Here is a 21,946-nt window from a genome sequence, read left to right on the forward strand (position 1 = left end):
GGCACACCTTGATCGCCGAAACCAATACCGGCGCCGGGGTCCGGACACGTGGTGCGGTGGCACGCTGGCCGCGCTGATGCCCGACTGAGCGGATAGGACTGACTCGTCCAGGACGCCCGTCTCCCCGGGCACCCGCCCGCTCGACGAACCAGAGGTTGGCCAGGGGATCGCAGCGGTGCGGCGGGGTCCGACGCCAGCTCGGCGGTCGGAAACCGGCGATGCTGTCGGACGCAGGCCGTAGTGTCGGCTCAAGCGGAGGCGCGGACCACATCAGGCCGCGCTCGCCGCGCCCTGACCCCGCCGTCCGTCCGAGGAGCCGATGTCCGTTGTCTGCCCGTGACCTGGTGCGCAGCCGGTCGCTTCGACTGTTGGACTACCTCGCCGCGCTCGCCGCCGAGCGGCGCGGCGCCCCCCGCCGTCAGCTCGCCGACTACTCCCCCGCCCCGATCCTCCCGGCCGCCGTGCCCGCGCATGCGGACGTCCGCCTCGGCCCGTCGACCCGGCGGGACTCGTGGCTGGAGATCGATCGGACGGCGCCGCCGCGGCCGCCCGCCTGGCCCCGAGCCCTCGACGCGATCCTCGGCCCCACCGGGGTGAACCCCGACACGCCACCCACGATGCCCTCCCCCGCGCCCGCGGGCGGCCCTGACGGCATCGGCGGCATCGGCGGCATCGGCCCGAACGTCGCAGTCGGCGATGTTCCGGATGGAGCCGTCCCGGCGCAGCCAGCGGTCTCTGTGGAGGCGGCGTCGCCGGCCGGCGCCCTTGCGTCACCGGGGATGGAACCGGCGACGGCCCAACCCGGCGAGCCGGGCGACACCGACCGGCACGGGGCGGCGCCCTTGGCGGACGAGCCCGATCCCCGGGCGGCGTTGCTGGACGCCTGGGTACGCGACGTCTGGCGGCCCTGGGCGCCGGCGGCGCGCGCGGCGCGGGACGCCCGCGCGCTCTACCAGCGCCTGTTCGACCTGCGCCTGACTCTGCAGCGCGACGACGCCACCACCGAGCTCGTGTGGGGGCACGGCGTGCTGTGCTGGCGAGTCGGCGACGCCGTGATCAGCCATCCGCTGCTCGTCACCCGAGTGGTGACGACACTCGATCCCGAGTCCGGCGTCATCCGCCTGCATCCCGACGGGCCGACCAGCCTGGAGACCGAGCCGCTGCACGGCCTCGGGCTGCCCGGCCTCGACGAGCTCTCCGCCCTGCGCGACCGGCTGCGCGCCGCGCCGGTCGACCCGTGGGACGCCCCGGGCCGCGCGGAGGTGTTCCGCCAGGTCATCGCGCCGCTCGGGCTGGACGCCCGGCTGGTCGCGGGGCCGGGGCTGCCGTCGCCCGGCGCGGCGCCGGTCCTCGTCGACACCTGGGCGCTGTACGCGCGGCCGCGGCCCGCCCTGCAGGCGCAGTTCTACGCCGACCTGCGCACCGCCCTCACCGATCGCGACGTCGTTCCCGAGGCGATCGCGTCCGTGGTCGCCGACGAGGCGCTCGTCGCCGACGCGCTGGCCGGCGACGGCACCGGGATGCCGCCCGGCGCGGGGCGCTGGGATCACGGCGATCCAAGCGCGCGGCCGGGGCCGGGTGGCGGCACGCCGGTCGGCCTGGGCGAGCGGCTGCTCATGCCGCTGGCGACCAACGCCGACCAGGAGCGGATCGCCCGCCAGCTCGCCGGCTCCCGTGGGGTGACCGTGCAGGGGCCGCCGGGCACCGGCAAGAGCCACACCATCGCGAACCTGATCTGCCATCTCGTCGCGCACGGGCAGCGCGTGCTCGTCACCGCGCAGGACGAGCAGGCACTCGGCGTGCTGCGCGACAAGATTCCGCCGGAGCTGCGGGATCTGAGCGTCGCCGTGCTGGGATCGAGCCGCGCGGACCTCGACGAGCTACGCGCCGCCGTGGTGGAGATCTCCGGGGCGCTCAGCGACGTCGACCCCGCGCGGGAGACGGCGGCCGTCAAGGCGCTCGCCGAGGAACTCGACGCGGCCCGCGCCCACGCCCGCACCCTCGAACTGCGCATGATCGACCTGTTGGCGGCCCAGGCCCGCGAGTTCGAGCTGCCGCACGGACGGGAACGGGCCCCGGCGGTGGCTGCGTGGCTCGCCGAACGGGCGGGCGAGCTGTCATTCATCCCCGACCGGCTCGACCCGACCCGGGCGCTGCCGCTGGACCCGGCGGAGCTTGCGGTGCTGTACCGCACGGCGCGTCAGATCGGTCCCGCCGACGCGCGGGCACTCGCCCAGGAGCAGCCGGACGCCGCCGCCCTGCCGAATGCGGTCGCCCTGGCGCGGCTGCACGCCGAGCTCGACGAGGTCCGCGACGGCCTCGCCGACCTGGAACAGGCGGGGCTGTCGGTGCCCGCGCTCGACGCCCTCGGCGAGTCCGCGACGCGGGCGCTGGTCGACGACACGCGGGCCGGCGCCGAGCGGGCGGCGCGGCTGTCGGTCGGCTGGCTCGCCGCCGCCCGGGCGCAGTGTGCCGCCTCCGACGCGCAGGCCGAGTTCTGGGCCGGTCAGGCCGCGGCGCTGGCCGCCGAGGTCACGCAGCTGCGCGGGCTCACCGCACGGACCTTCGGCCACCCGATCCAGGTGCCGGACGGCGACCCGCGGGTGCACCTGCGCCTGCTCGCGGAGCTGCGCGAGCGCTACGCCGCCGGCCGTGGGATCCCGCGGCTCGGCGGGCGGGAGCTGCGGGAGCTGCGCGACGCGGTCCGCGTCGACGGGCTCGTCCCGCACACGGTGGACGACGTGGCCGTCGCCGAGGCCGAGGTGCGCCGCCGCCAGACCCTCGCCGCCGCGGTGGCCCGCCAGGGCGCGATCGCCGCCGCGCTCGGCGGCCAGCCCGTCGACACGGGTGCCTCCGACGTCCTCACCCGGCTCGACACGGCCGCCCGAGACCTTGCCGACGCCGTCGACTGGGAGCGTCAGGTCCGACCGGAGCTCGCCGTGCGGCTGCGCGCCGTCGCTCCCGGCGCCGTCGCTCCCGGCGCCGGCGACGGTGGCGATCCGGCCGCGCTGTCCCGGCTCGCCGACCTGCTGGCCGCGGCGGCCGGACGGGGCCGCGAGCAGGAGGTCACCGACCGGCTCGCGACCCTGGCGCGGACCCTTGACGAGGGCCGCCGCCGCCCGCGGGCCGGCCGGCTGTGGGGCGAGCTGCACGAAGCACTGACCCGACGCGACCTCGCCGCCTGGGATGCCCTGCTCGACGAGGCCGCCCGGCTGGCGGCGCTGCGTCCCGACGCCGCCGCGCGCACGCGGCTGTCGGAGCGCCTGGGTGCGGTGGCGCCGCTGTGGGCCGACGCCATCCTCGACCGGTCCGGCGAGGCCGTCGCCTGCGGCGACCCGGCGCGGGCGGCGGCGGCGTGGCGCTGGCGGCAGGCGCAGACCTGGCTCGACGACCTGCACGCCGACGGCGACCTGGCGCTGCTCGGCCGCCAGCTCGGCGACGCCTCCGAGCAGGCCCGCCGGCTCGTGCTCGACACCGCCCGTCGGGCCGCCCGCCTCGGGCTCGCCACCCGGCTCGGGGACCCGCAGCGCCGCGCGCTCACCGGCTGGGTGCAGGCCCTCGACCGGCTGGGGAAGGGCACCGGGAAGTACGCCCCGCACTGGCGGGCGCAGGCCCGCGCGCACATGCGGGCCGCGATGGGCGCCGTACCCGTGTGGATCATGCCGACGTACCGAGTGATGGAGAGCTTCGACCCCGGTTCCGACGACCTGTTCGACGTCGTGATCGTCGACGAGTCCAGCCAGTGCGACATTCTCTCCCTCGGCGTGCTGAGCCTGGGTCGGCGCGCCGTGGTCGTCGGCGACGACGCCCAGACGAGCCCGGAGGCCGTCGGGATCGACCGGGCCCGGGTCGGGGCGCTGATCGACGCCCACCTGCCCGACGTGGCCCAGCGCTCGCTGCTCGACGTCGAGGCGAGCCTTTACGACACCGCCACCCGGGTGTTCCCACGGACCGTGGTGCTCAAGGAGCACTTCCGCTGCCTGCCCGACATCATCGGGTTCTCCAACCGCTTCTACGACCATCAGATCCTGCCGCTGCGGGAGGATCCGGAGCTCGCGATCGGCGCCGCGCTGCGCCCGGTGCGCGTCACCGAGGGCGCCCGGACGCAGACCCGGTTCGGCGACGCCAACCCGGTGGAGGCGCGGGCGATCGTCGATCAGGTCGTCGCCTGCTGCGCCGACCCCGCCTACGACGGGATGACGATGGGTGTGGTGACCCTGCTCGGCGCCGGGCAGCCCAGGCTCATCGAGCACGCTCTGGTCGAGCGACTCGGCGAGCGCGAGTTCTCCCGGCGGGCGTTGCGGGTCGGCGACCCCTACCAGTTCCAGGGCGACGAGCGCGACGTCGTGTTCGTCTCCGTCGTCGCCGACGACAACCGCTCCGCCGCCACCCGCCGCCGCGACCTGCAGCGTGTCAACGTCGCCGCGAGCCGCGCCCGCAACCAGATGTGGGTGTTCCACACCGTCGACCCGGCGACGCTGCGCGAGGACGACATCCGCCGCCAGCTCATCGAGTACACCTACGCCGGTGCGACCCCGCAGGCCGAGGGCCGGCTCGCCGACCGCTGCGAGAGCGAGTTCGAGCGCGCGGTCCTGCGCGAGATCCTCGGCCGTGGCTACCGGGTCCGCCCCCAGCACCCCGTCGGCCGCTACCGCATCGACCTCGTCGTCGAAGGAGCACCCCGCCCGCCGGCGCCCGACGCGGGCGCGGCGCGCGTCCGCGGCCCCCGGCTCGCCGTCGAGTGCGACGGCGACCGGTTCCACGGCCCGGACCAGTGGGAGGCGGATCTGCGCCGCCAACGGATCCTGGAGCGGCTCGGCTGGACGTTCCTCCGCATCCGCGGCTCGGAGTTCTACCGCCATCCCACCCGCACGCTCGACGGCCTGTGGCGCCGGCTGGACGAGCTCGGCATCCACCCGGACGTGGGCGCCGGTCCTTGACCCGTGGCCCCTGCCCCCTGACCGCTGGCCCCTGACCGCTGGCGCCTGGCACGGCGCCACGCCCGAGGACGACCGAACCCGGCAGGCCGGCCGCCGTCACACGACCGGCCGGGGCCGGGGCGGGTCGGTCAGCGGCTCGCGCCGGGCATGACGGCCCGCGGGGCGATCTCGTCGACGAGCCCCCAGGCCAACGCCTGCTCGGCGTCGATGGGAAGCCCGCTGAGGATCAGGTAGGCGGCCCGCTGCGGGCCGATGCGCCGCGGGATGCTCGCGGTGCCCCCGGCGCCGGGGACCAGCCCCATCGCCACCTCCGGCAGCCGGAACGTGGTGTCGGGGGCGGCGACGACCCGGCCGCAGAACGCGGGCAGCTCCGCCCCCGCGCCGATGCAGAGCCCGTGGACGTAGGCGGTCACCGGCAGCCCGGTGGCCAGCAGGCCCAGCGGGATGCTGCGGGTGGTTCGCACGGCGTGGGCGCCGACCGGATCGAGCATCGTGCCGAACTCGGTCAGGTCGCCGCCGCTGGAGAACGACGGCCCCGTGCCGGCCAGCCGGATCTCGGCGAGCTCGCTGTCGGCGGCGGCGAGCCCGAAGGCGGAGACCAACCCGTCACGCAGGCTGATGCTCACGGCGTTGTGCACCCGCGGCCGGTTGAGGATGACCGTGAGGACCGCGCCGTCCCGCTCGATCAGGACGGCCGGTGCGGCCGCGGCCCGGGCCGCCGTCGCCGCCGTCACCGTCGCCGCCGCCGTCGGATCCGTCGCCACGTCGGCCGCGGGAGCGCTGTCGGCGGGCGGGACGGCGGCCGCGGAGGCTGCAGCCGCCGGGTCCAGCCCAGGCCGGGCCGCCGCGCGCGCACTCTGCCGGGCCCGTCGTCGGGCCAGCCAACCGGCGAACTCCGGGCCGGCCTGCAACGCCGAGTAGGCGAACGACTCGGCGACGACCGCATCGCGCACGTCGATGCCGGTACTCACGCGCAGCAACTGCACGAGCGCGACAGCGGCGTAGGGATTCGCCGCGGTCGCGGCGACCAGCGCGTCCACCGCGGCATCGATCCCGTCCGGCGCGGTCACCCACGGCCGCGGCGCCCCCGGCTCATCGGTGAGCAGGATGTCGAAGCCGCAGGTGGCGACGCCGTCGGGAACCCACCGCAGATCCTCGGCCACGGCGACACAGACGCAGGGCAGCCGGCGGCCGAGTTCGCCGACCCTGATTGCCGCCGGGGAGGCGGCGTCGACGACCAGGATGGGCCGTCCCCCGAGTGGACTGAAGGCCTCCGGATCGGCTTGCAGGTCCGCGAGCACCNCTTCGGGGTCGGTGACCCGCCGCCCACCCACGCCGTCCAGACCGGCGAGCAGGTCTACCCCGACCGGGCTGGGGGTGGCGGCGAGCGGGTCGGAGCCGACCGGTTGCGCGGCCGGCCCGGGCACAGGAGTGTTCACGGACGATGACGCTAGTGCCCCGGCGCCGCGGAATCGCGCGGTCCTCCTTGCCGGACCGCCGACGGCGGGGCATCGCGGCGGCCTGCGCGCGGCGCGGGCCCACGTTCGGCGTCGGTCGAGGCCGTCAGGCCGGATGGCCCGGTTGCATGTCCCGGACCTGTTGGAAGCCGAGCTGGGTGAACGGCCCGCCGGCTGCGCCGTCGACCGGCTCGAGGACGAACGCCGTATGGTCGCCGACGCCGACGCGGGTGTGTACGGGGCCGGCGAACCAGGCGCGCGGCTGCGCGAGGACGGGCAGTCCGAACGGGCCCTCCCGCCAGGCGCAGCGCGCGAACTTGTCGATCTCGTCGCCGGTCTGCTCGCCGAACAGCGTCGCGAGCCCCTCATCGGCCTCGTCGAGGAGGTGGACCGCGAGATGGCTGGCCGCCAGGGCGATCCGGTGGGTGTGGTTGGCCTGCGAGATACACAGCAGGTACCGCGCGGGCTCGATGCTGCACTGGGTGTGGAAGCCGACGAGGCAGCCGCTGCGTTCCCCGTCGGGCACCGCCGCGGTCACGATCACCATCGGATAGCTGATCGCGCTCACGGCCTCGTGGAACGCGGTGGGCTCAGTCATCGTCCGCCACGCTCCTCCAATCGGGCGGCCGGGTCAACGCCCGCGCGGACTACCCGACCTGCCCAGCCGGACCACCAGCAACGCGAGCGCCGGGCCACCAGCGGCATGGGACCACCAGCGGCATGGGACCACCAGCGGCATGGGACCACCAGCGGCATGGGACCACCAGCGGCATGGGACCACCAGCGGTACGAGACCACCAGCGGTACGAGACCACCGCCCCGTGCGGTCAGCCGCTGGTGGCCGACCGCGGCTTCGGCCCGGCGGCGCGCATGTTGACCAGCCGGCCCAGCAGCTCGAACCAGAAGGGGGCTCCGGCGGTCAGGGCAAAGCAGGCGATGGCCAGTCCGGCGATCTTCAGCAACCAACCGCCGACCGTGTGCGGGACCTCCCTCGGGTCGTCGCGGTCGTCGCTCGTCCGAACCCACCCGATGGGCAGGGCGAGGCCGGAGGCATTCCGCACCGACCTGATCGCGCTCTCGACGGCGTCGCCCACACCGGCGTCGGAGGTACCGCCGGTCTCCTGGTCGCCGGACTGCGCAGCGTCCTTCGTGTCACCGGGCCCGGCGCCGCCGGACCCCGCGTCGCGCGAACCCGCGGTGGTGGGGCCGACATCAGCGGCCTGGCCAATCTGGCCCTGGCTTGCGGCCACCGCCGCGTCGCGCACGGTCCCGTCCTGCCACAGCGCACGGGAGATGGCGACCGCGTCGAGGTTGAACACGGCGGCCAGCACGATCGCGTAGGCGAGCAGGAACACCGCGACCCGCCGCTTGTACCACCCGGACAGGCGGTCCATCGCCTCGTCGTACCACCGCGCCAACTCGGTGATGATCTTCTCTCGGTCACCGCCCGTCCGGACCACCGCCGCGGTCAGCGCATCCTTCGCGAGGGAGGGTGGCAACACGGCCAGCCCGTCCTCCAGCGTGCCGACCGTCCCGCCGCCGACGGCGGACACCAGCGCGGCGGCCACGACCCGCCCGGTCGGGTGGTCCGCCGGCATCGCGGCGTACAGCGCCCGGGCGGACCCCTCGTCCAGAGCGCGCCGGGCAGCCTCGTACGCGGTCCGGTAGGCCTCGCGGGTCTCATCGGGGATGTGCGAGGGCAGCCCGTCCGGGCGTAGCTGGGCCAACATGGCGCGGGCGGGTGGGTCGACCCGATCGAGCAGGGCCCGAGCGAATGCGGTGGACGGCACGTAGGAAGGCAACCGCAGCCGGCGGGCCCGGCTCACCGCGGCCCAGGTTCGCTGCACGGGCGGATGAGCGGCCATGTCCGCGGAGACCTCGTCCCGGCCGGCGGTACGCATGGCCCGCAGGGGCCCGTCGAGCAACTCCGCAGCGACGTCCACAGGCGGCGGGCCCCCCGGATCGGGCGGTGCGCCGCCCGGCGGGCAGCCGCCGAGCAGCCGGCGCAGCTCCGACTCGAGGCGTCGGCCCCGGTAACGCACGAGGCCGAGCACCGCCTCGTTGATCCGCGAGACGGCGAGGCTGAACGCGGCGAACAGCAGCGCGAGGCCGATCAGAACGTCCAGCGCGGACGAGTCAGGCATCCGATTCCCCCGATCCCCACCGCACCGACGACGGCCAGTTCGCCACCCGCCACCACTGACACCGCCCCGGAGCTGCCCGGATTCCAGCGGGCCACGGGACACATCCGGGCACCGCGGGCGCATCCGGGCCGGACCGCGCATTTGTACACCGAGGGGCAGGACCGCCACCGAGCGGCACCGACCAATCTCACAGCCGACACGGACCGTCACAGCAGGGAAGGGTCGGGCCCCGGCTCGGAGCCGCAGTCCGGGCACGGGGCCGGAGCCTCGAGGTGGCCTGGGGTCGCTGTTTTCCCGGACCCACCGGGCAGCGGGCGACGGCTGGTCCCCGTCGAACGGGCGGAGCCGGCCGAACAGGCGGAGCCGGCCGAACAGGCGGAGCCGGCCGAACAGGTGGGCCGGGCCGAACCCCGCCTGCCCGTTCGGACCAGACGCGCTCCACGGAGGCGGGCGCGGGGGTTGAGGGCGGGAGATGGCATGGCGTCGGCCGCGCCGCCTGCCCCAGACGGTGCGACCGACGCCATGCGACTGTGGCGCCCGCGGGCGGTGAGTCCAGCCCGCGGGCGGCCGGATCAGCCCGCGGGTGCCTCGCTGAACGGCCCCTGCGGGCCGTACGCGGCGACCTCGCTGTAGATCGCCGGGCGGCGCTCGGGATCCTGTAGCGGCCGCAGCGGGGAGGTCGTCCCGCGGTGGTTCGCCCCCTGCTCCCAGGCGCTGAACTCGGTCATGCCCGACCAGACGCTCACCACGACGTACCGGGCCGGGTCCGCCGCCGAACGCTGCAGCGTGTTGCCGAGCAGCCCCGGGGTGCCGAGCAGCTTGGAGCTGATCGCGTGGTAGGCGCGTTCCACCGCCCCGGGATCATCGGGCGGATCGACCGCCCAGAGCATCACCCGGACCGCCGCCTCGCCGCCGGCTCCCACGGCTAGCCGGCCGCCGGCACCGGCAGGGATGCCGCGCCGGCCAGGTGCGTCAGGACGCTGCCGGTGGCCATTGAGCCGCTGGCGCGCAGCGGATGCAGCTCCTTGCGGTGCTTCAGGTGCCGCTCGCTGGTCTCGAACTCGCGGAACTGCGCCTCGTCGACCCAGTCGCTGGTAATGAAGTAGGTGCTCGGCTCGTCCTCCGAACGAATCAGCCACTGGCCCAGGTTGGCGGGGTGAGAGGTCACCGCGTCGCCGATGCGCAGCCAGGTCTGCTCGAACTCGGCCTCGCGGCCCGGGTGGATCCGCATGGTCAGCATGATCCGAAAGGGCGGGGTCGATGCCATCAGATTCCTCCGTCGACCGTGAAGGTGGCGCCGTTGACGTAGGACGACACGTCGCTGGCCAGGAACAGGACGACCGCGGCGACCTCGTCGGCCTCGCCGAGACGGCCAAGCGGGATGCGGTTGGTGTAGGCCGTTCGGGCGGCCTCGGGCATGCCGGCGGCCTGGTCGGTCTCGATGACGCCCGGCGAGACCAGGTTGACCCGGATGCCGCGGGAGCCGAGCTCCTTGGACAGCGAACGGGTCAGCCCGATCAGGCCGGTCTTCGCCGCGGTGTAGTGCGCCCGCAGCGGCACGCCGACGACCCCGGCGCCCGAGCCGATGTTGACCACCGAACCGGACTCGCCGAGCAGCGNCAGCGCGCCCTGGGTGACCAGGTGGGTGGCGGTGAGGTTGGTGGCGAGCACCTGCGTCCAGGCGTCCAGCGGCAGGTCCGCGTAGGGGATGTGGCTGATCGTCCCGACGCTGTTGACCACGATGTCGAGGCCGCCGAGGTGCGTGCCGGTGGCCTCGATGAGCTCGGTGATCTGGGCCGGGTCGGCCACGTCCGCCTGGACCAGCAGGTGGTCGCCGCCGGTGTCCTTCAGCTCGCGGCGCAGGCTCTCGGCCTCCTCGGTCTGGCGCTGGTGGCCGACGACGACCGTCGCTCCGGCGCGGGCCAGGCCGAGCACGACGGCCCGGCCGATGCCGCGGGTGCCACCGGTAACCAGGGCGCGTCGCCCGGCCAGGTCTGGGAACATCGCTGACTGTCTCCTAGGTCGAGGAATCGAGCGGATCGAGCAGGTCGAGCGAATCGAGCAGCTCGGGCGAATCGAGCAGCTCACGAGGGTCGGGCAGGCCGGGTCGGGGTCCGGTCAGGCGGGGTCGACGGCGCGGACGACGAGGCTGCTGTTGAAGCCGCCGTAGCCGCGGGCGTTGACCAGCGCCACCCGGACGGGGGTCTGCCGGGGGGCCTGCACCAGGTCCAGTCCGTAGCCCGGATCGGGGGTGTCGAGGTTGCCCACCGCGGGGATGACGCCGTCCCGGATCGACAGCAGCGCCGTCGCCACCGACAGCGCCGAGCCGCCGGCGCACAACCGGCCGACGAGGCCCTGCGGCGCCGTCACCGGCACCGCGCGGTCGCCGAACACGGCCCGGATCGCCGCCGCCTCCTGGGCGTCGAGGTCCGGGGAGCCGGCGCCGTCGGCGAACACCACGTCCACGTCGTCCGGGGCGAGGCCCGCGTCGGCCAGGGCGCGGCGCATCGCGGTGGCCAGCCAGCGGCCGTCCGGCGCCGGGCGGGCGTGGTCGGCGGCGTCGTGCGTCGCGGCGTATCCCGCGATCTCCCCGTAGACGTGCGGGGCGCCACGGGCCGCCGCCGCTGCCGGATCCTCGACGACCAGGGTCGCGCCGCCCTCCCCCGGCAGGTAGCCGTTCGCCCGGATGTCGAACGGCTTGTAGCCGTCCGCCGCCGCGGCGGCGGTGCTGACCCGGCCGCTGCTGAGATGGCAGGTGAGCCCGTACGGCGTCAGGCCCGATTCGGCGCCCCCCGCGAGCACCGTCGACGTGCCTCGACGGATGACCCGTCTGGCCTGGGCAAGGCTGTCCAGCCCGCCGGCGCCGTCGCTGACCACGACCCCGGATGGCCCCTTCAGGCCATGACGGATCGACGTCTGACCGGTCGTCGCCGCGTAGAACCAGGCGATCGACTGGTAGACGCTCACCGCGGTCCGCCCGCGGGTCCACAGCCGCTGCAGCTCCCGCTGGCCGAAGTCGTTGCCGCCGGAACCGCTGCCGAACACGACCGCGGTGGCATACGGGTCGTGGTCGGCCGGGTCGTAGGCGGCGTCGGCCAGGGCGAGCCGGGAGGCGGCCATCCCGAACCAGGTCCACCGGTCGGTCTGGACGATGTACCGCTTGTCGACGTGCTCCTCCGGCTCGAACCCGGCGACCTCGCCGGCGAGCCTGGCGGAGTAACGAGCCGGGTCGAACCGGCTGATCGGGGCGACGCGCAGCTCCCCGCGCAGGGTCGACGCCCAGTACTGCTCGACCCCCAGACCGCTGGGGGCGATGACCCCCAGGCCGGTGACGACCGGCCGGACCGCGCCCAGCGGGCGCCCGCCGCCACGCACCGAACGGTCCTCGCCGGTCACGGCCGAAGCCGCGGTGGCAGCGGTGGTGGCAGCCGCGGTCTCCACTGCGGCGCTCACCGGTTCGGCGCCGACAGGACGATCGCGGACTGGAACCCGCCGAACCCGCTGCCCACCGACAGTGCCACGTCGACGGTGTGATCACGGGCGATGTTCGGCACGTAGTCGAGGTCGCAGGCCGGATCGCGGGTGGCCCAGTTGGCGGTGGGCGGGACGACGTCGTTCTCGATGGCCAGGGCGCAGGCGGCGATCTCCAGCGAGCCGATCGCTCCCAGGGAGTGGCCGATCATCGACTTGATCGAGCTGACCGGGACCTCGTACGCGCGCTGCCCGAGCGAGCGCTTGAAGGCCGCCGTCTCGTGTCGGTCGTTCTGCTTGGTGCCCGAGCCGTGCGCGTTGATGTAGTCGATGTCGTCCGCGCCGACCCGCGCCGAGTCCATCGCGACCCGGATCGCCTCGGCCATCTCGACACCGTCGGGACGCAGACCGGTCATGTGGAAGGCGTTGGACCGCGACGCGTAGCCGCCGACCTCGCAGTAGATGTGCGCCCCACGGGCCCGCGCGGACGACAACTCCTCGAGGATGAGCACGGCCGAGCCCTCCCCCATCACGAAGCCGTCGCGGCTGGCGTCGAACGGGCGGGAGGCGTGCTCGGGGTCGTCGTTGCGCGCCGAGGTCGCCCGGATCGCGTCGAAGCAGGCCACCGAGATCGGCGACAGCGGCGCGTCGGAGGCGCCGGCGATCACGATGTCCGCCTCACCGTCGGCGATGAGCTGCGCACCGTAGCCGACCGCGTCGATGCCGGATGTGCAGCCGGTGGACACCACCGACGCCGGGCCGTGCGTGCCGAAGCGGCAGGCGAGCTCCGTGGCCAGGCAGCTCGGGACCAGCGCGTGGTACAGGAAGGAGCTGGCGTAGTGCGGATCGACCTCCCAGTGGCGGCCCGAGTCGGAGACGACGACGTACTCGTTCTCCAGCCGGGTCGTCGCGCCGACCGCGCTGCCCATGCTGACGCCGACGACCGGGCCGTCCCCGCCCTCGTCGCCGAGGCCGCCGGTGCCGGCGGGGCGCAGGTCGAGGCCGCTGTCCTCGACCGCCTCCAGCGCCGCGGCGAGCGCGAACTGCACGAAGCGGTCGTTCCGGGCGATCTGTCGGGCGGTCAGCCCGGCCGCCGCCGGGTCGAAATCGCATTCGGCGGCGACCTGGGAACGGAACTGCGACGGGTCGAAGAACGACAGCCGCCGGGTCGCCGTGCGCCCGTCGGTCAGCAGCGTCCAGAACTCCTTGCGGTTCACCCCGCCCGGGGCGACCACCCCGATCCCGGTGACCGCGGTCCTCCTCGGTTCGCTCACCGTCTGGCCCCGGCGGGCAGGGCGTCGGCGGCCACGGTGTGGGCGTGGGGGCCCGAACGGATGATGGGGGCGTGCGGCGCGTCCGGGTTCAGCACCGCCTCGGTGTCGACGTGGCCGAGGTCGGGACGGGGCGCCAGTGGGCTGAGGTGGAACACGAGGAACGCGGTCTCCTCGCCCGTGTTGACGATGCGGTGGCGCATCCCGATCGGGATGCACACGCCGTGGTCGGCGCCCAGGACCTGGTGCTCACCGTCCAGCCGGGCGGTCACGATGCCGCGCACGCAGTACAGGAACTCCTCCGAGTAGGGGTGCCAGTGCTCGGTGACGACCTCGCCGGGCTCGAGGGTGAGCGTGCCGAGGAAGCCGGTGGTCGAGCCGACCGTCGCCGGGGAGAGCAGGGCACGGATGTCCCCGCCGCGGCGCCGGTTGGGCGCGATGTCGTGGATGCAGAGAACCTTCGGGGTCGTCGTCGCTGGAGCTGCCATCGGTCGCGTCCTCCTCAGACCTGTTCCGGCACGGCCACGGCAAGCGGGGCGGGGCGCGCGGCCGCGGCGGCCCGCTCGACCTTCTCCCGGATCACGGCCATCTCCCGGGCGGTGTTGGTGTTGATCCGGGCGGTCATCTGCTCGTCGTTGAGCGGCGCCGCCGGGCGCATGTGGAAGTCCTGCACCCAGCGCATCCGGGTACCGGTGCCCTCCGGGGTGTAGGTCCAGTGGATGTGCATGTACTCGAACGGCCCGGTCTCGACGCGGTAGGCGCGGACCTGCCGGTTCACCGGGTCGAGCGTCCTTTCCGATACCCAGCTCCACGCCGTGCCGTTCTCGTCCGGATGCATGGTGAGCCGGAACTTGAAAGTGTTCCCGTTGCTCTCGATGATGTCCACCGACGCATATTCCGTAAACAGGTCGGGCCACGCAGGCAGATCGTTGGTGATGGTCCAGACCGTGTCGATGTCGGCGTCGATCAGAATCGAGTTGTCGGTATGCCCACTCACGGCTACTCCCCGGTTTGTGAAGGAAATCCGGATGCGGATCGAGAATCGGCGGCCGGCGGTTCCGGGCGCCCGGCGGGAATTCAGACCGGTTCGCGCTCGCCGAGCGCGGCGTTCACGGTGTCGAGAATCTCGGCGAGGGTGTAGCCGTCCGGCATCTCGGCCGGTAGGTCCACACCGAAGGCACCGGCCACCTCCGCCGAGAGCTGGAGGTAGGCCAGCGAGTCCAGGCCGATGTCCAGGAACGTCACGGCCAGGTCGATGGGGCGGTCCTCCGGGGGCAGCCCGGCCTGCTCGACGAGGAAGTCGAGCAGGGCGTCGGCCGTCCACTGCTGGGGCATGTCACGATCTCCTCGGGTTGGCGCAGATGGGATCGGCGGGAAGGTTGTCGTCAGGTCTGTGCCGGGATCCGCCGCGGGCAGGGAGCTGCCCGTCGCGGCGGGCAACGGCGGGTTACTACGGGCAACGGCGGGTTACGGCGAGCGACGGCGGGCGGCAGGCCGGGCGCCGAGGCAGAACCCCGACGGAGCCGGCGGTTGCACGCAGTCGGGTGGCCGGCGTGGCGCCCGCCGCGCCGGCGTCACCGGGGCAGGTCGAGGCGGCCCTGAGCACCGCGGCGATCAGTGGGCCCGGACGCGGGACATCGCGACGGCACGGGTCGGGACGGGTCGGCGAGACCGGTCGGCGAGACCGGTCGCTGCGGATCCGGCAACGCCGGCCGGGCGGGCACCCGGATCAGGCCACGGCGGCGCGCGCCCCTCGCGGGGGGCGGGCCGGGGCCGCAGGTGACCGAGGCCCGCGGCGGCGTGGACCCAGGCCGGTCAGCCGGCCGACCAGTGGTAGAAGCTGCGCGCCATCGCGTCCCGCGGCCCCCGCCAGGTGGCCGGGTCGTAGGCGGTGATGAACTTCTCCAGCTTCGTGTTCACGTCCACGAACAGCGGATGCCCGCGCACATCCGAGACGGTTGGCGCGATGTCCGCCGGCGCGTCGATGAGGTGGAAGTAGAGCCCGTGGAACTCGAACAGCTCGCGGCGGGTGACGCCGACGATGCCGGGGAGTTCCCCCGCGTCGGACTCGGCGAAGGTCTCTGCGACGGCGTCGGCGTCGGCGGGGTTCATTCTCGCCACGATCAGCGTGCGGTGCGTCGGCTTTCCCGACGACGTGGCGGCGGGCTGCGATCCGGCAACTGCGGGCACGGAAGGACTCCTCGGGCGTTTTCCAGGAGAGGCGAGCGGCGTGCATGGCGACCTGCGGGCCGGCAGGTCGACGGCACGGCGGACGGCGGACGGCGGACGGGCGAGCCCGCCGCGTGCCGCGCGTGCGCCCGCGCGGCCTGCGGGGCCCGTCGACGACGGGCGGGCAGGCGGACTCCGACCGACTCGCGACCGCCGGCCGTGCCCGCCAACCCCCTGACATGGTCAGTGTTCGGCTCATCGAGAGCATGCGGCCGGGCGCGGCCGGTGTCCTGGAATTGGCGTGGCATCAAGCTGCCCTGGCCATATGTGCCAACTGGCACGCACCCGATCCACAACACCGCTACAACGATCCGAACGTCGGACCCATGACCTGCAGCGATGCACCTCAACGTCAGCCGTCCACGCCCACCCGGAGGACCACCGACCGGATGCCCGGCGGGCGCGCGGCCGCCCGAGTGAGAGCCGTCACATCCGGTCGGCAGCGTCGACGAGTCCGTCGCCGCCGGGGGAGGTGGTCATTCCCCGGTCCGAGCCGCGCTATTCCGCTGCCTTCCGTGGAACCGGCATGCCGCGATGACCGCGAACGCCGCCCGCCCTCGCTCGGCGCCGAAGGCCCCAAGGGCGCGGGGACAGTCCGCCGACGACGGGATCAGAGCCAGCCGCGGCGGGAGGCGAGGGTGCCGGCCTGAAAGCGGCTGCGGGCGTTGAGGCGGGACATCAGGTCCGCGATCATGCGCCGCACGGTGCGCACGGAGACACCGAGGTGGCGGGCGGCCGCCTCGTCCTTGACACCGAGGCTGAGCAGGCGCAGCAACAGCCGCTCGGTGTCGGAGGGGTCGTCGGCCGACTCCTCGCCGCCGGTCTGCGCCGACCCGCCGCCGAGCGGCTCGGCGATCTCCCAGACCTGCTCGAACAGGGTGAGCAGGACGGCGGTGAGCTCGGGGGTCCGCACGAGCAGCGTGTGGCCGCCCGCGCCGCCGCCGCGGGCCAACCGAACGAGCCCGATGCGGCCGTCGACGGTGGTGGCGTCCAGCCGCGGGTCGTCGGTGACGCGTGCGTCGAGGCCGTGGGCGGCGACGGTGCGCACGTAGCCGGCGCCCCGTTCGTCGAGGCGCAGCGACCGCGGCAGCACGCTGCGCATCACGACCCCGCGCCGCAGGGCCCGCAGCTCGACCGGCATGACGTCGGCGGACAGCGCCGCCGACCAGCCCCGGCGGGTGCGTAGGGTGAGCACCTCCCGCTCGGCCCGGCCGACGAGGGTGAGCAGCTCGGCTCGGGCCTGGTCGACGCCGTCGATGCGCTGGACCTCGACCGTGTCCGGACCGGGACGGCCCTCCAGGTAGTCCGAGACGAAGACGCCCACCTGCGCCCGAGCCCGCACAAGCCGCTCGTGGCGCCGGATGAGCTGCTCGTGCTGGGCCTGGAGCAGATGATCCAGGCCGGCCTCGGGATGGACGGCGACGAAGCGTCCGGGCCGGTCCCGGGAGGCCAGCAGCAGGCCGAGTTCGACCAGCCGGTCGCGGACCCGACCGACGCCGTTCGCCGGTTCCCCGAGCATCTGCGCCGCCTCGGAGACACTCAGCGACCCGTGGCGCAACCAGAGCCGGTAGGCGGACAGGGCATCGTCGTCCAGACCGAGAATGTCGAGCACCTTGCCCTTCCCTGGAGCGGGATCGGGGGCCGGATCGGGACCTTCCCGGCGGACCGGGGGCGTGGCGATCGGTCCTGCCGCGGGCGGTGCGCTCGTGCTGGTCAGGTCCGAACAGTCGTTCGTGGCGTTCACCCGGACCGCTGCGNCAGGCTCGGCCGGGCGGCCGACTCGGCGGAGACCACGTCGAGCGCGTGACGGACCAGCGAGACCAGCGACTGGCGGACCGACTCGCGCTGGCGGGCGTCGCAGAACACCACCGGCCGGCGCGGGTCGAGGTCGAGCGCCGCGCGGACGTCCTCGACCCGGTACTCGCGGGCGCCGTCGAACCGGTTCAGCGCGATGAGGAACGGGATGTCGCGTTCCTCGAAGTAGTCGATGGCGGGGAAGGAGTCCGCCAGCCGTCGGGTGTCGACGAGCACCACCGCGCCAATCGCGCCGAGGACCAGCTCGTCCCACATGAACCAGAACCGGTCCTGCCCGGGGGTACCGAACAGGTAGAGGATGACGCTGTCGATGAGCGTGATCCGCCCGAAGTCCATCGCGACGGTCGTCGTCGTCTTCGAGCTGACCGAGCTGGTGTCGTCGATGCCGATGCTGGCGGCCGTCATCGCGGCCTCCGTGGTCAGCGGTGGGATCTCGCTGACCGAGCCGACGAACGTCGTCTTCCCGACGCCGAACCCGCCGGCAATGATGATCTTGACCGGATGTGGCGCCGCCGTCTCCGACGACCGCGTCCTGTCGGGCCGGTAGTCCTTGTCGGGCCGGTAGTCCTTGTCGGGCCGGTAGTCCTTGTCGGGCCGGTAGTCCTTGTCGGGCCGGTAGTCCTTAGAGGGCCTGTAGTCCATCGAGCACCTTTTCGATGAGGGCGGCGGAAGGACGATCGGATGAACGGCCCGGCCGGTTCACCGTGACCAGGCCGGCGTCGAGCATGTCGCCGACGAGGACCCGCACGACGCCGAGCGGCAGATCCAGCCGCGCCGAGATCTCGACGATCGACTGCACCCGCTGGCAGAGCAGCGCGATCGAGCGCTGCTCCACCTCCAGCGTCGCGCCCATCAGCCGTCCGTTGGGCGTGGTGGTCACCAGCGCCACCAGCTCCAACGCCCGGTTGGTAGGCCGGGTCCGACCGCCGGTGACGGCGTAGGGCCGGACGACCGGACCCGCATCATCGTCGAACCATTCCTCGTCGTGCGACATACCGGTCCTCCTGCCTGAGAGAGCTCCGCCGCCATGACGGTGAGCGTTGCGGTCCGGTCGGTTCGGGCAGGGGTCGACCGGTGGGCCAGATTCGCGGTCGCACCCCCGTCGACCGCCGCGGCGCCGCCTACAGCGGCAGCGCGGACTGCATCTGGGCGCGCAGCTCCGGGGTGAGGAACTCCCCGACCCTGGTCACCAGCAGGGCCATCTCGTAGGCGATGAGCCCGATGTCCGCCCCGGTACTGGACAGGATCGCCAGGCACGAGCCGTCGCCGACCGCCGTGACGAACAGGAAGCCCTGGTCCATCTCGACGATGGTCTGGCGGACGTTGCCACCGCCGAAGAACCGGCCCGCTCCGCGGGCGAGGCTGTTGAACCCGGAGGCGACCGCCGCGAGCTGGTCGGCGGTCGCCCGGTCCATCCCGTAGGAGGTCGCGAGCAGCAGACCATCCGAGGACAGGGCGATCACATAGGTGACTTCCGGAACCTTCTTGACAAGGTTGTTGAGCAACCAGCTCATGTTCTCGGACGGCCCCAGCGGACGCATCTCAGGTCACCTTTCCCACATCGTCGCCGTCGTTGGAAACCTGGCCGTCCGCCAGCCCGCGACCGAAGTTGCTCTGGAAGGACGACATCATGCTGCGGATCTCTTCCGGGCTGCGCTGCGCGGCGAGCTTGCCCGGCTGGTCGTCCGGGCTGTCCCGGCGGAGCTGGGGCGCGAGGCTGGCCCGCCGGGTGCGCCGCGGCAGGCCCACCTCGGTGTGCTCCTCGGGCGCCTGGCCGCCACGCTCCGGCAGGTCCGCCCCGCCCGCCCCACCAATACCGCCGGCCCCGCCAGCACCGCCGGCACGGGCGGGCGGCGCCGGGCGGTGCAGCGGGACGATCGACTGGCCCGCGCCGGGGGTGTCGCCGCCGCGGGGTCCGGTTGGGCGGCTCAGCGGCGCGGTGAACGGGTCGTTGCGGGCCAGGGGGCCGCCGGGCAGGTCATGTATCGCGGGGGGCGGCCCGAACAGGGACGAGGTGCGGCGCCCGGCATCGTCCACCGGCGGCTCTGGCGGCCCGAACCGGTCGGTCTCGGCCGGCGGGAACGGTTCCGGGGCGCCCCGGTTGCCGCGCGAACGGCGGGTCGGCAGGTCGGGCAGGTCGCCATCGCCCTGGCCGGGGTCGCCGCCCGGCGTGGGCTCGGGGCGCGGCCCGGCCGGTCGCGGCGGGCCGTCCGGGCGGCGGCCGTTGGAGCGGTGCCGGGGGCGGTCGGCCACGAACCAGCTCGACCGGACCGTGGCGAAGACCGGCAGGTCGTCGATCAACGTCTCGTCCTGGCCACGCGGCGCCTCGTCGGGCCGCTCCGGGGCGGGGGCGGCGGTCAGATTGCCGTCCGCGTCGACGAACGGTCCGCCGAACCCGTCCTCGTCGACCGTCGGGCCGTCGAGCGCGGGCACGGCAGCGACGGGCAGCGCCCGCACGGTCGCGGTGCCCTCCGAACGGGTGTCGCCGTCGCCCTCGGGCTGGCGCAGCAGGGCGGCCGGCACCAGGACGATGGCCATCGTGCCGCCGTAGGGCGAGGGACGGAGCTCCACCGAGATGGCGTGCCGCTCGGCGAGACGGCCGACGACGAACAGGCCGAGCCGCTCACTGGTCGACAGGTCGAAGGGAGGCGGGTTGGCCAGCCGATCGTTGAGGGAGTGGAACTCCTCCGGGCTCATCCCCAGGCCGCGGTCCTCGACCTCGATGACGAAGCCGTTGGACACCTCGTGCCCGTTGACCTGGACCGGGGTGTGCGGCGGGGAGAAGGAGGTGGCGTTCTCGATGAGCTCGGCGAGCATGTGGATGACGTCACCGACGGCGTGCCCGCTGATGGCCCCGCCGTCGATGGGCATCACCTTCACTCGGGTGTAGTCCTCGACCTCGGCGACGGCGCCGCGCACCACGTCCTTGACGGCGACCGGTCGGCGCCAGCCTCGCNCGGGCTTGGAGCCCGACAGGACGATGAGGTCCTCGGCATGGCGCCGCATGCGGGTGGCCAGGTGGTCGAGGCGGAACAGCTCCTCGAGCTCGTCCGGGTCGGTCTCCTTGCGCTCCAGCGCGTCGATCACCTTGAGCTGGCGGTGGATGAGGGCCTGGCTGCGGCGGGCCAGGTTGAGGAAGGTGTCGCCGATGCTCTTGCGCATCGCGGCCTGTTCGACCGCGGTGCGCACCGCGACGGAGTGCACGATGGAGAACGCCTCGGCGAGCTGGCCGATCTCGTCGGTACTTTGCACATCGACCGGGAATTGCTCGGCGGACATGTCGACCTGTTCGCCTCGGTGCAGCCTCTCGACGACCCCGGGCAGCCGCTCGTTGGCGACTTCGAGGGCACCGCGCCGCAGCGCCCGTAGATGCCGGATCATCGGGCTCGCGACCAGCAGCGAAATCACCACCGACACGACCAGGACCAACGCAACCCCGATACTGCCGAACAGTGCGTCACGAGTGGCTGAACTGGCGATGTCCTGGCTGGTGGAGCCCAGGTCGGTCGCGATCCTCCGCTCGACCTGCCGCATCGCCGCGATCTTCTGATCGACGGTGTTCAGCCAGATCTGCTGCGTAATCGTCAGCGGCTGGCCGTTCTGAACGGCGTTGACCGTGTCGTCGCGCATTGCGGTGGCGGCGGAGATGGTTCGGCCCACCGTGACGTTGTAAAAGGCCTGCTCATCCGCGGTGGCGGTGGTCCGGAACTGCTGTAGCCAGGCGTCCTCGGCGCCGGCCGAGCTCTCGATCTGGCGCAGGGTCACGGAATCCGTCTGGCCGAGAATGATCACACGGGCGATCGAGCCGCGCTGCTGGGCTGCCTCCTCCTTCGCCCGGGAGATACCGACGAGCGTGGTGGCGCCGTTGACCAACGACGCGTTGTCGCTGCCGGCGGCGACGCTGGCGTTGAGCGAAAGGAGGTCGCGCACCAGGTCGTTGTAGAACGTGTTGTTCTGGTCGACCTGCGCCTGCCGGGCGTCGATCGCCTTGCGCTGCGCGGGCAGCCGGTCCAGGCGGGTGGAGATCGACGCCAGCGTGGCCGCCAGGGCGTCCCGGGCGCCGGAGGGCAGCGCGGCCTCGCCGGCGTTGTAGGTCCCCAACGCCTGGTCCACCGGGCCGCGGGCGGCGACGGTGGCCTGTCCCGGCCCGGCGGCCAGGTAGTTGGAACCCACATAGGAGTTCGTCGCGTACCGCTCGGCCTGGAGCGCGGCGACGAGGTCGTTGCCTTTGATCGAGAAGGCTGCCAGCGCCTTGATGCGGTTCGCGGCCCGTACGTTGTCGACGTTCCCCCGCACCTGTATCGCGCTCAGTACCGCCAACGCGGCCAGGGGGACGACGAGAATCACCACGAGCTTCGAGCGGATGGGCCAATTCTGGAGCATCCGGTCCTCTCGTCCGGCACCCGGGAGTTGGGCGCCTCATGTGCGGGGTCAGTGTTCGAGTTCAACGGGCCTTGTCCCCGAAGGACCACGCGCGACAACACCCGGACCGAGGTATTGGAGGCGAGGCCCGAACATCGGGGGAATGTTCCTGGGGCGCCGACAACTCTAGCGGGTGAATGAAGCGGCCGCGTTAGGGGCGGGCCTCTATAACGGAAGAGCATGACAGCGTTGCACCG

The 21,946-nt window shown here is 73.7% G+C and carries 17 protein-coding genes and 3 pseudogenes; 1 reads left to right on the forward strand and 19 read right to left on the reverse strand.

Features of this window, described 5'->3' with window-relative positions:
* Positions 1-326 precede the first annotated feature (326 nt).
* The gene (locus UK82_RS25020; protein ID WP_236706409.1) at positions 327-4,940 is read left to right on the forward strand and encodes an AAA domain-containing protein; all 4,614 of its coding nucleotides are present in this window, start codon (positions 327-329) and stop codon (positions 4,938-4,940) included.
* Positions 4,941-5,068: 128 nt separating this feature from the next.
* Here UK82_RS25020 and UK82_RS42105 read toward each other — a convergent pair whose 3' ends face one another.
* The 19 genes and pseudogenes from UK82_RS42105 to UK82_RS40040 all read right to left on the reverse strand — a co-directional run.
* Positions 5,069-6,241, reverse strand: coding sequence for an enoyl-CoA hydratase/isomerase family protein (locus UK82_RS42105; RefSeq protein WP_313949836.1), 1,173 nt, complete (start codon positions 6,239-6,241; stop codon positions 5,069-5,071).
* A gap of 262 nt (positions 6,242-6,503) precedes the next feature.
* The gene (locus UK82_RS25030; RefSeq protein ID WP_044884096.1) at positions 6,504-6,995 is read right to left on the reverse strand and encodes a flavin reductase family protein; all 492 of its coding nucleotides are present in this window, start codon (positions 6,993-6,995) and stop codon (positions 6,504-6,506) included.
* Positions 6,996-7,224: 229 nt separating this feature from the next.
* A complete protein-coding gene (locus tag UK82_RS25035; RefSeq protein WP_055409714.1) occupies positions 7,225-8,541 on the reverse strand; it encodes a hypothetical protein in 1,317 nt (438 codons plus the stop codon).
* A 572-nt stretch (positions 8,542-9,113) separates the two neighbouring features.
* On the reverse strand, positions 9,114-9,431 hold the full coding sequence (locus UK82_RS25040) for an antibiotic biosynthesis monooxygenase (protein WP_044884168.1): 318 nt from the start codon (positions 9,429-9,431) through the stop codon (positions 9,114-9,116).
* Positions 9,432-9,466: 35 nt separating this feature from the next.
* Positions 9,467-9,808, reverse strand: a complete 342-nt coding sequence (locus UK82_RS25045; protein WP_044884098.1) for an antibiotic biosynthesis monooxygenase — start codon at positions 9,806-9,808, stop codon at positions 9,467-9,469.
* On the reverse strand, positions 9,808-10,160 hold a 353-nt coding region (locus UK82_RS40020; RefSeq protein WP_236706410.1), incomplete at its 5' end, for an SDR family oxidoreductase. The genes UK82_RS25045 and UK82_RS40020, both read right to left, overlap by 1 nt.
* A gap of 1 nt (position 10,161) precedes the next feature.
* Positions 10,162-10,545 (reverse strand): annotated as a pseudogene (locus UK82_RS40025) (SDR family NAD(P)-dependent oxidoreductase); the annotation flags it as partial.
* 114 nt (positions 10,546-10,659) lie between these two features.
* Entirely contained in the window at positions 10,660-11,994 is a 1,335-nt protein-coding gene (locus UK82_RS25055) for a beta-ketoacyl synthase N-terminal-like domain-containing protein (RefSeq protein ID WP_370657130.1), read from the reverse strand.
* Entirely contained in the window at positions 11,991-13,286 is a 1,296-nt protein-coding gene (locus UK82_RS25060; RefSeq protein WP_044884100.1) for a beta-ketoacyl synthase, read from the reverse strand. The genes UK82_RS25055 and UK82_RS25060 overlap by 4 nt, the downstream gene beginning before the upstream one ends.
* Positions 13,283-13,771, reverse strand: a complete 489-nt coding sequence (locus tag UK82_RS25065) for a cupin domain-containing protein (protein ID WP_044884101.1) — start codon at positions 13,769-13,771, stop codon at positions 13,283-13,285. Before UK82_RS25065 ends, UK82_RS25060 begins: the two co-directional genes overlap by 4 nt.
* A gap of 14 nt (positions 13,772-13,785) precedes the next feature.
* Positions 13,786-14,280, reverse strand: a complete 495-nt coding sequence (locus UK82_RS25070) for an SRPBCC family protein (RefSeq protein ID WP_044884102.1) — start codon at positions 14,278-14,280, stop codon at positions 13,786-13,788.
* A gap of 80 nt (positions 14,281-14,360) precedes the next feature.
* Complete coding sequence (locus UK82_RS25075; RefSeq protein WP_044884103.1) at positions 14,361-14,618, reverse strand: acyl carrier protein; 258 nt, start codon at positions 14,616-14,618, stop codon at positions 14,361-14,363.
* A 480-nt stretch (positions 14,619-15,098) separates the two neighbouring features.
* Positions 15,099-15,473 (reverse strand): TcmI family type II polyketide cyclase, encoded by a 375-nt coding sequence (locus UK82_RS25080; RefSeq protein WP_044884104.1) that lies wholly within the window; start codon positions 15,471-15,473, stop codon positions 15,099-15,101.
* A 649-nt stretch (positions 15,474-16,122) separates the two neighbouring features.
* Positions 16,123-17,031 (reverse strand): LuxR C-terminal-related transcriptional regulator, encoded by a 909-nt coding sequence (locus UK82_RS42110; protein WP_313949837.1) that lies wholly within the window; start codon positions 17,029-17,031, stop codon positions 16,123-16,125.
* 239 nt (positions 17,032-17,270) lie between these two features.
* Positions 17,271-17,819 (reverse strand): annotated as a pseudogene (locus tag UK82_RS25090) (GTP-binding protein); the annotation flags it as partial.
* Positions 17,820-17,949: 130 nt separating this feature from the next.
* A complete protein-coding gene (locus UK82_RS25095) occupies positions 17,950-18,321 on the reverse strand; it encodes a DUF742 domain-containing protein (RefSeq protein WP_044884106.1) in 372 nt (123 codons plus the stop codon).
* Positions 18,322-18,448: 127 nt separating this feature from the next.
* Positions 18,449-18,868 (reverse strand): roadblock/LC7 domain-containing protein, encoded by a 420-nt coding sequence (locus UK82_RS25100; protein WP_009737517.1) that lies wholly within the window; start codon positions 18,866-18,868, stop codon positions 18,449-18,451.
* Between the two features lies 1 nt (position 18,869).
* On the reverse strand, positions 18,870-20,198 hold the full coding sequence (locus UK82_RS40035) for an ATP-binding protein (RefSeq protein WP_313949838.1): 1,329 nt from the start codon (positions 20,196-20,198) through the stop codon (positions 18,870-18,872).
* Between the two features lie 86 nt (positions 20,199-20,284).
* Positions 20,285-21,710 (reverse strand): annotated as a pseudogene (locus UK82_RS40040) (nitrate- and nitrite sensing domain-containing protein); the annotation flags it as partial.
* Positions 21,711-21,946: the final 236 nt, after the last annotated feature.

This window comes from Frankia sp. ACN1ag (assembly GCF_001414035.1).
GTDB classification, from domain to species: Bacteria; Actinomycetota; Actinomycetes; order Frankiales; family Frankiaceae; genus Frankia; species Frankia torreyi.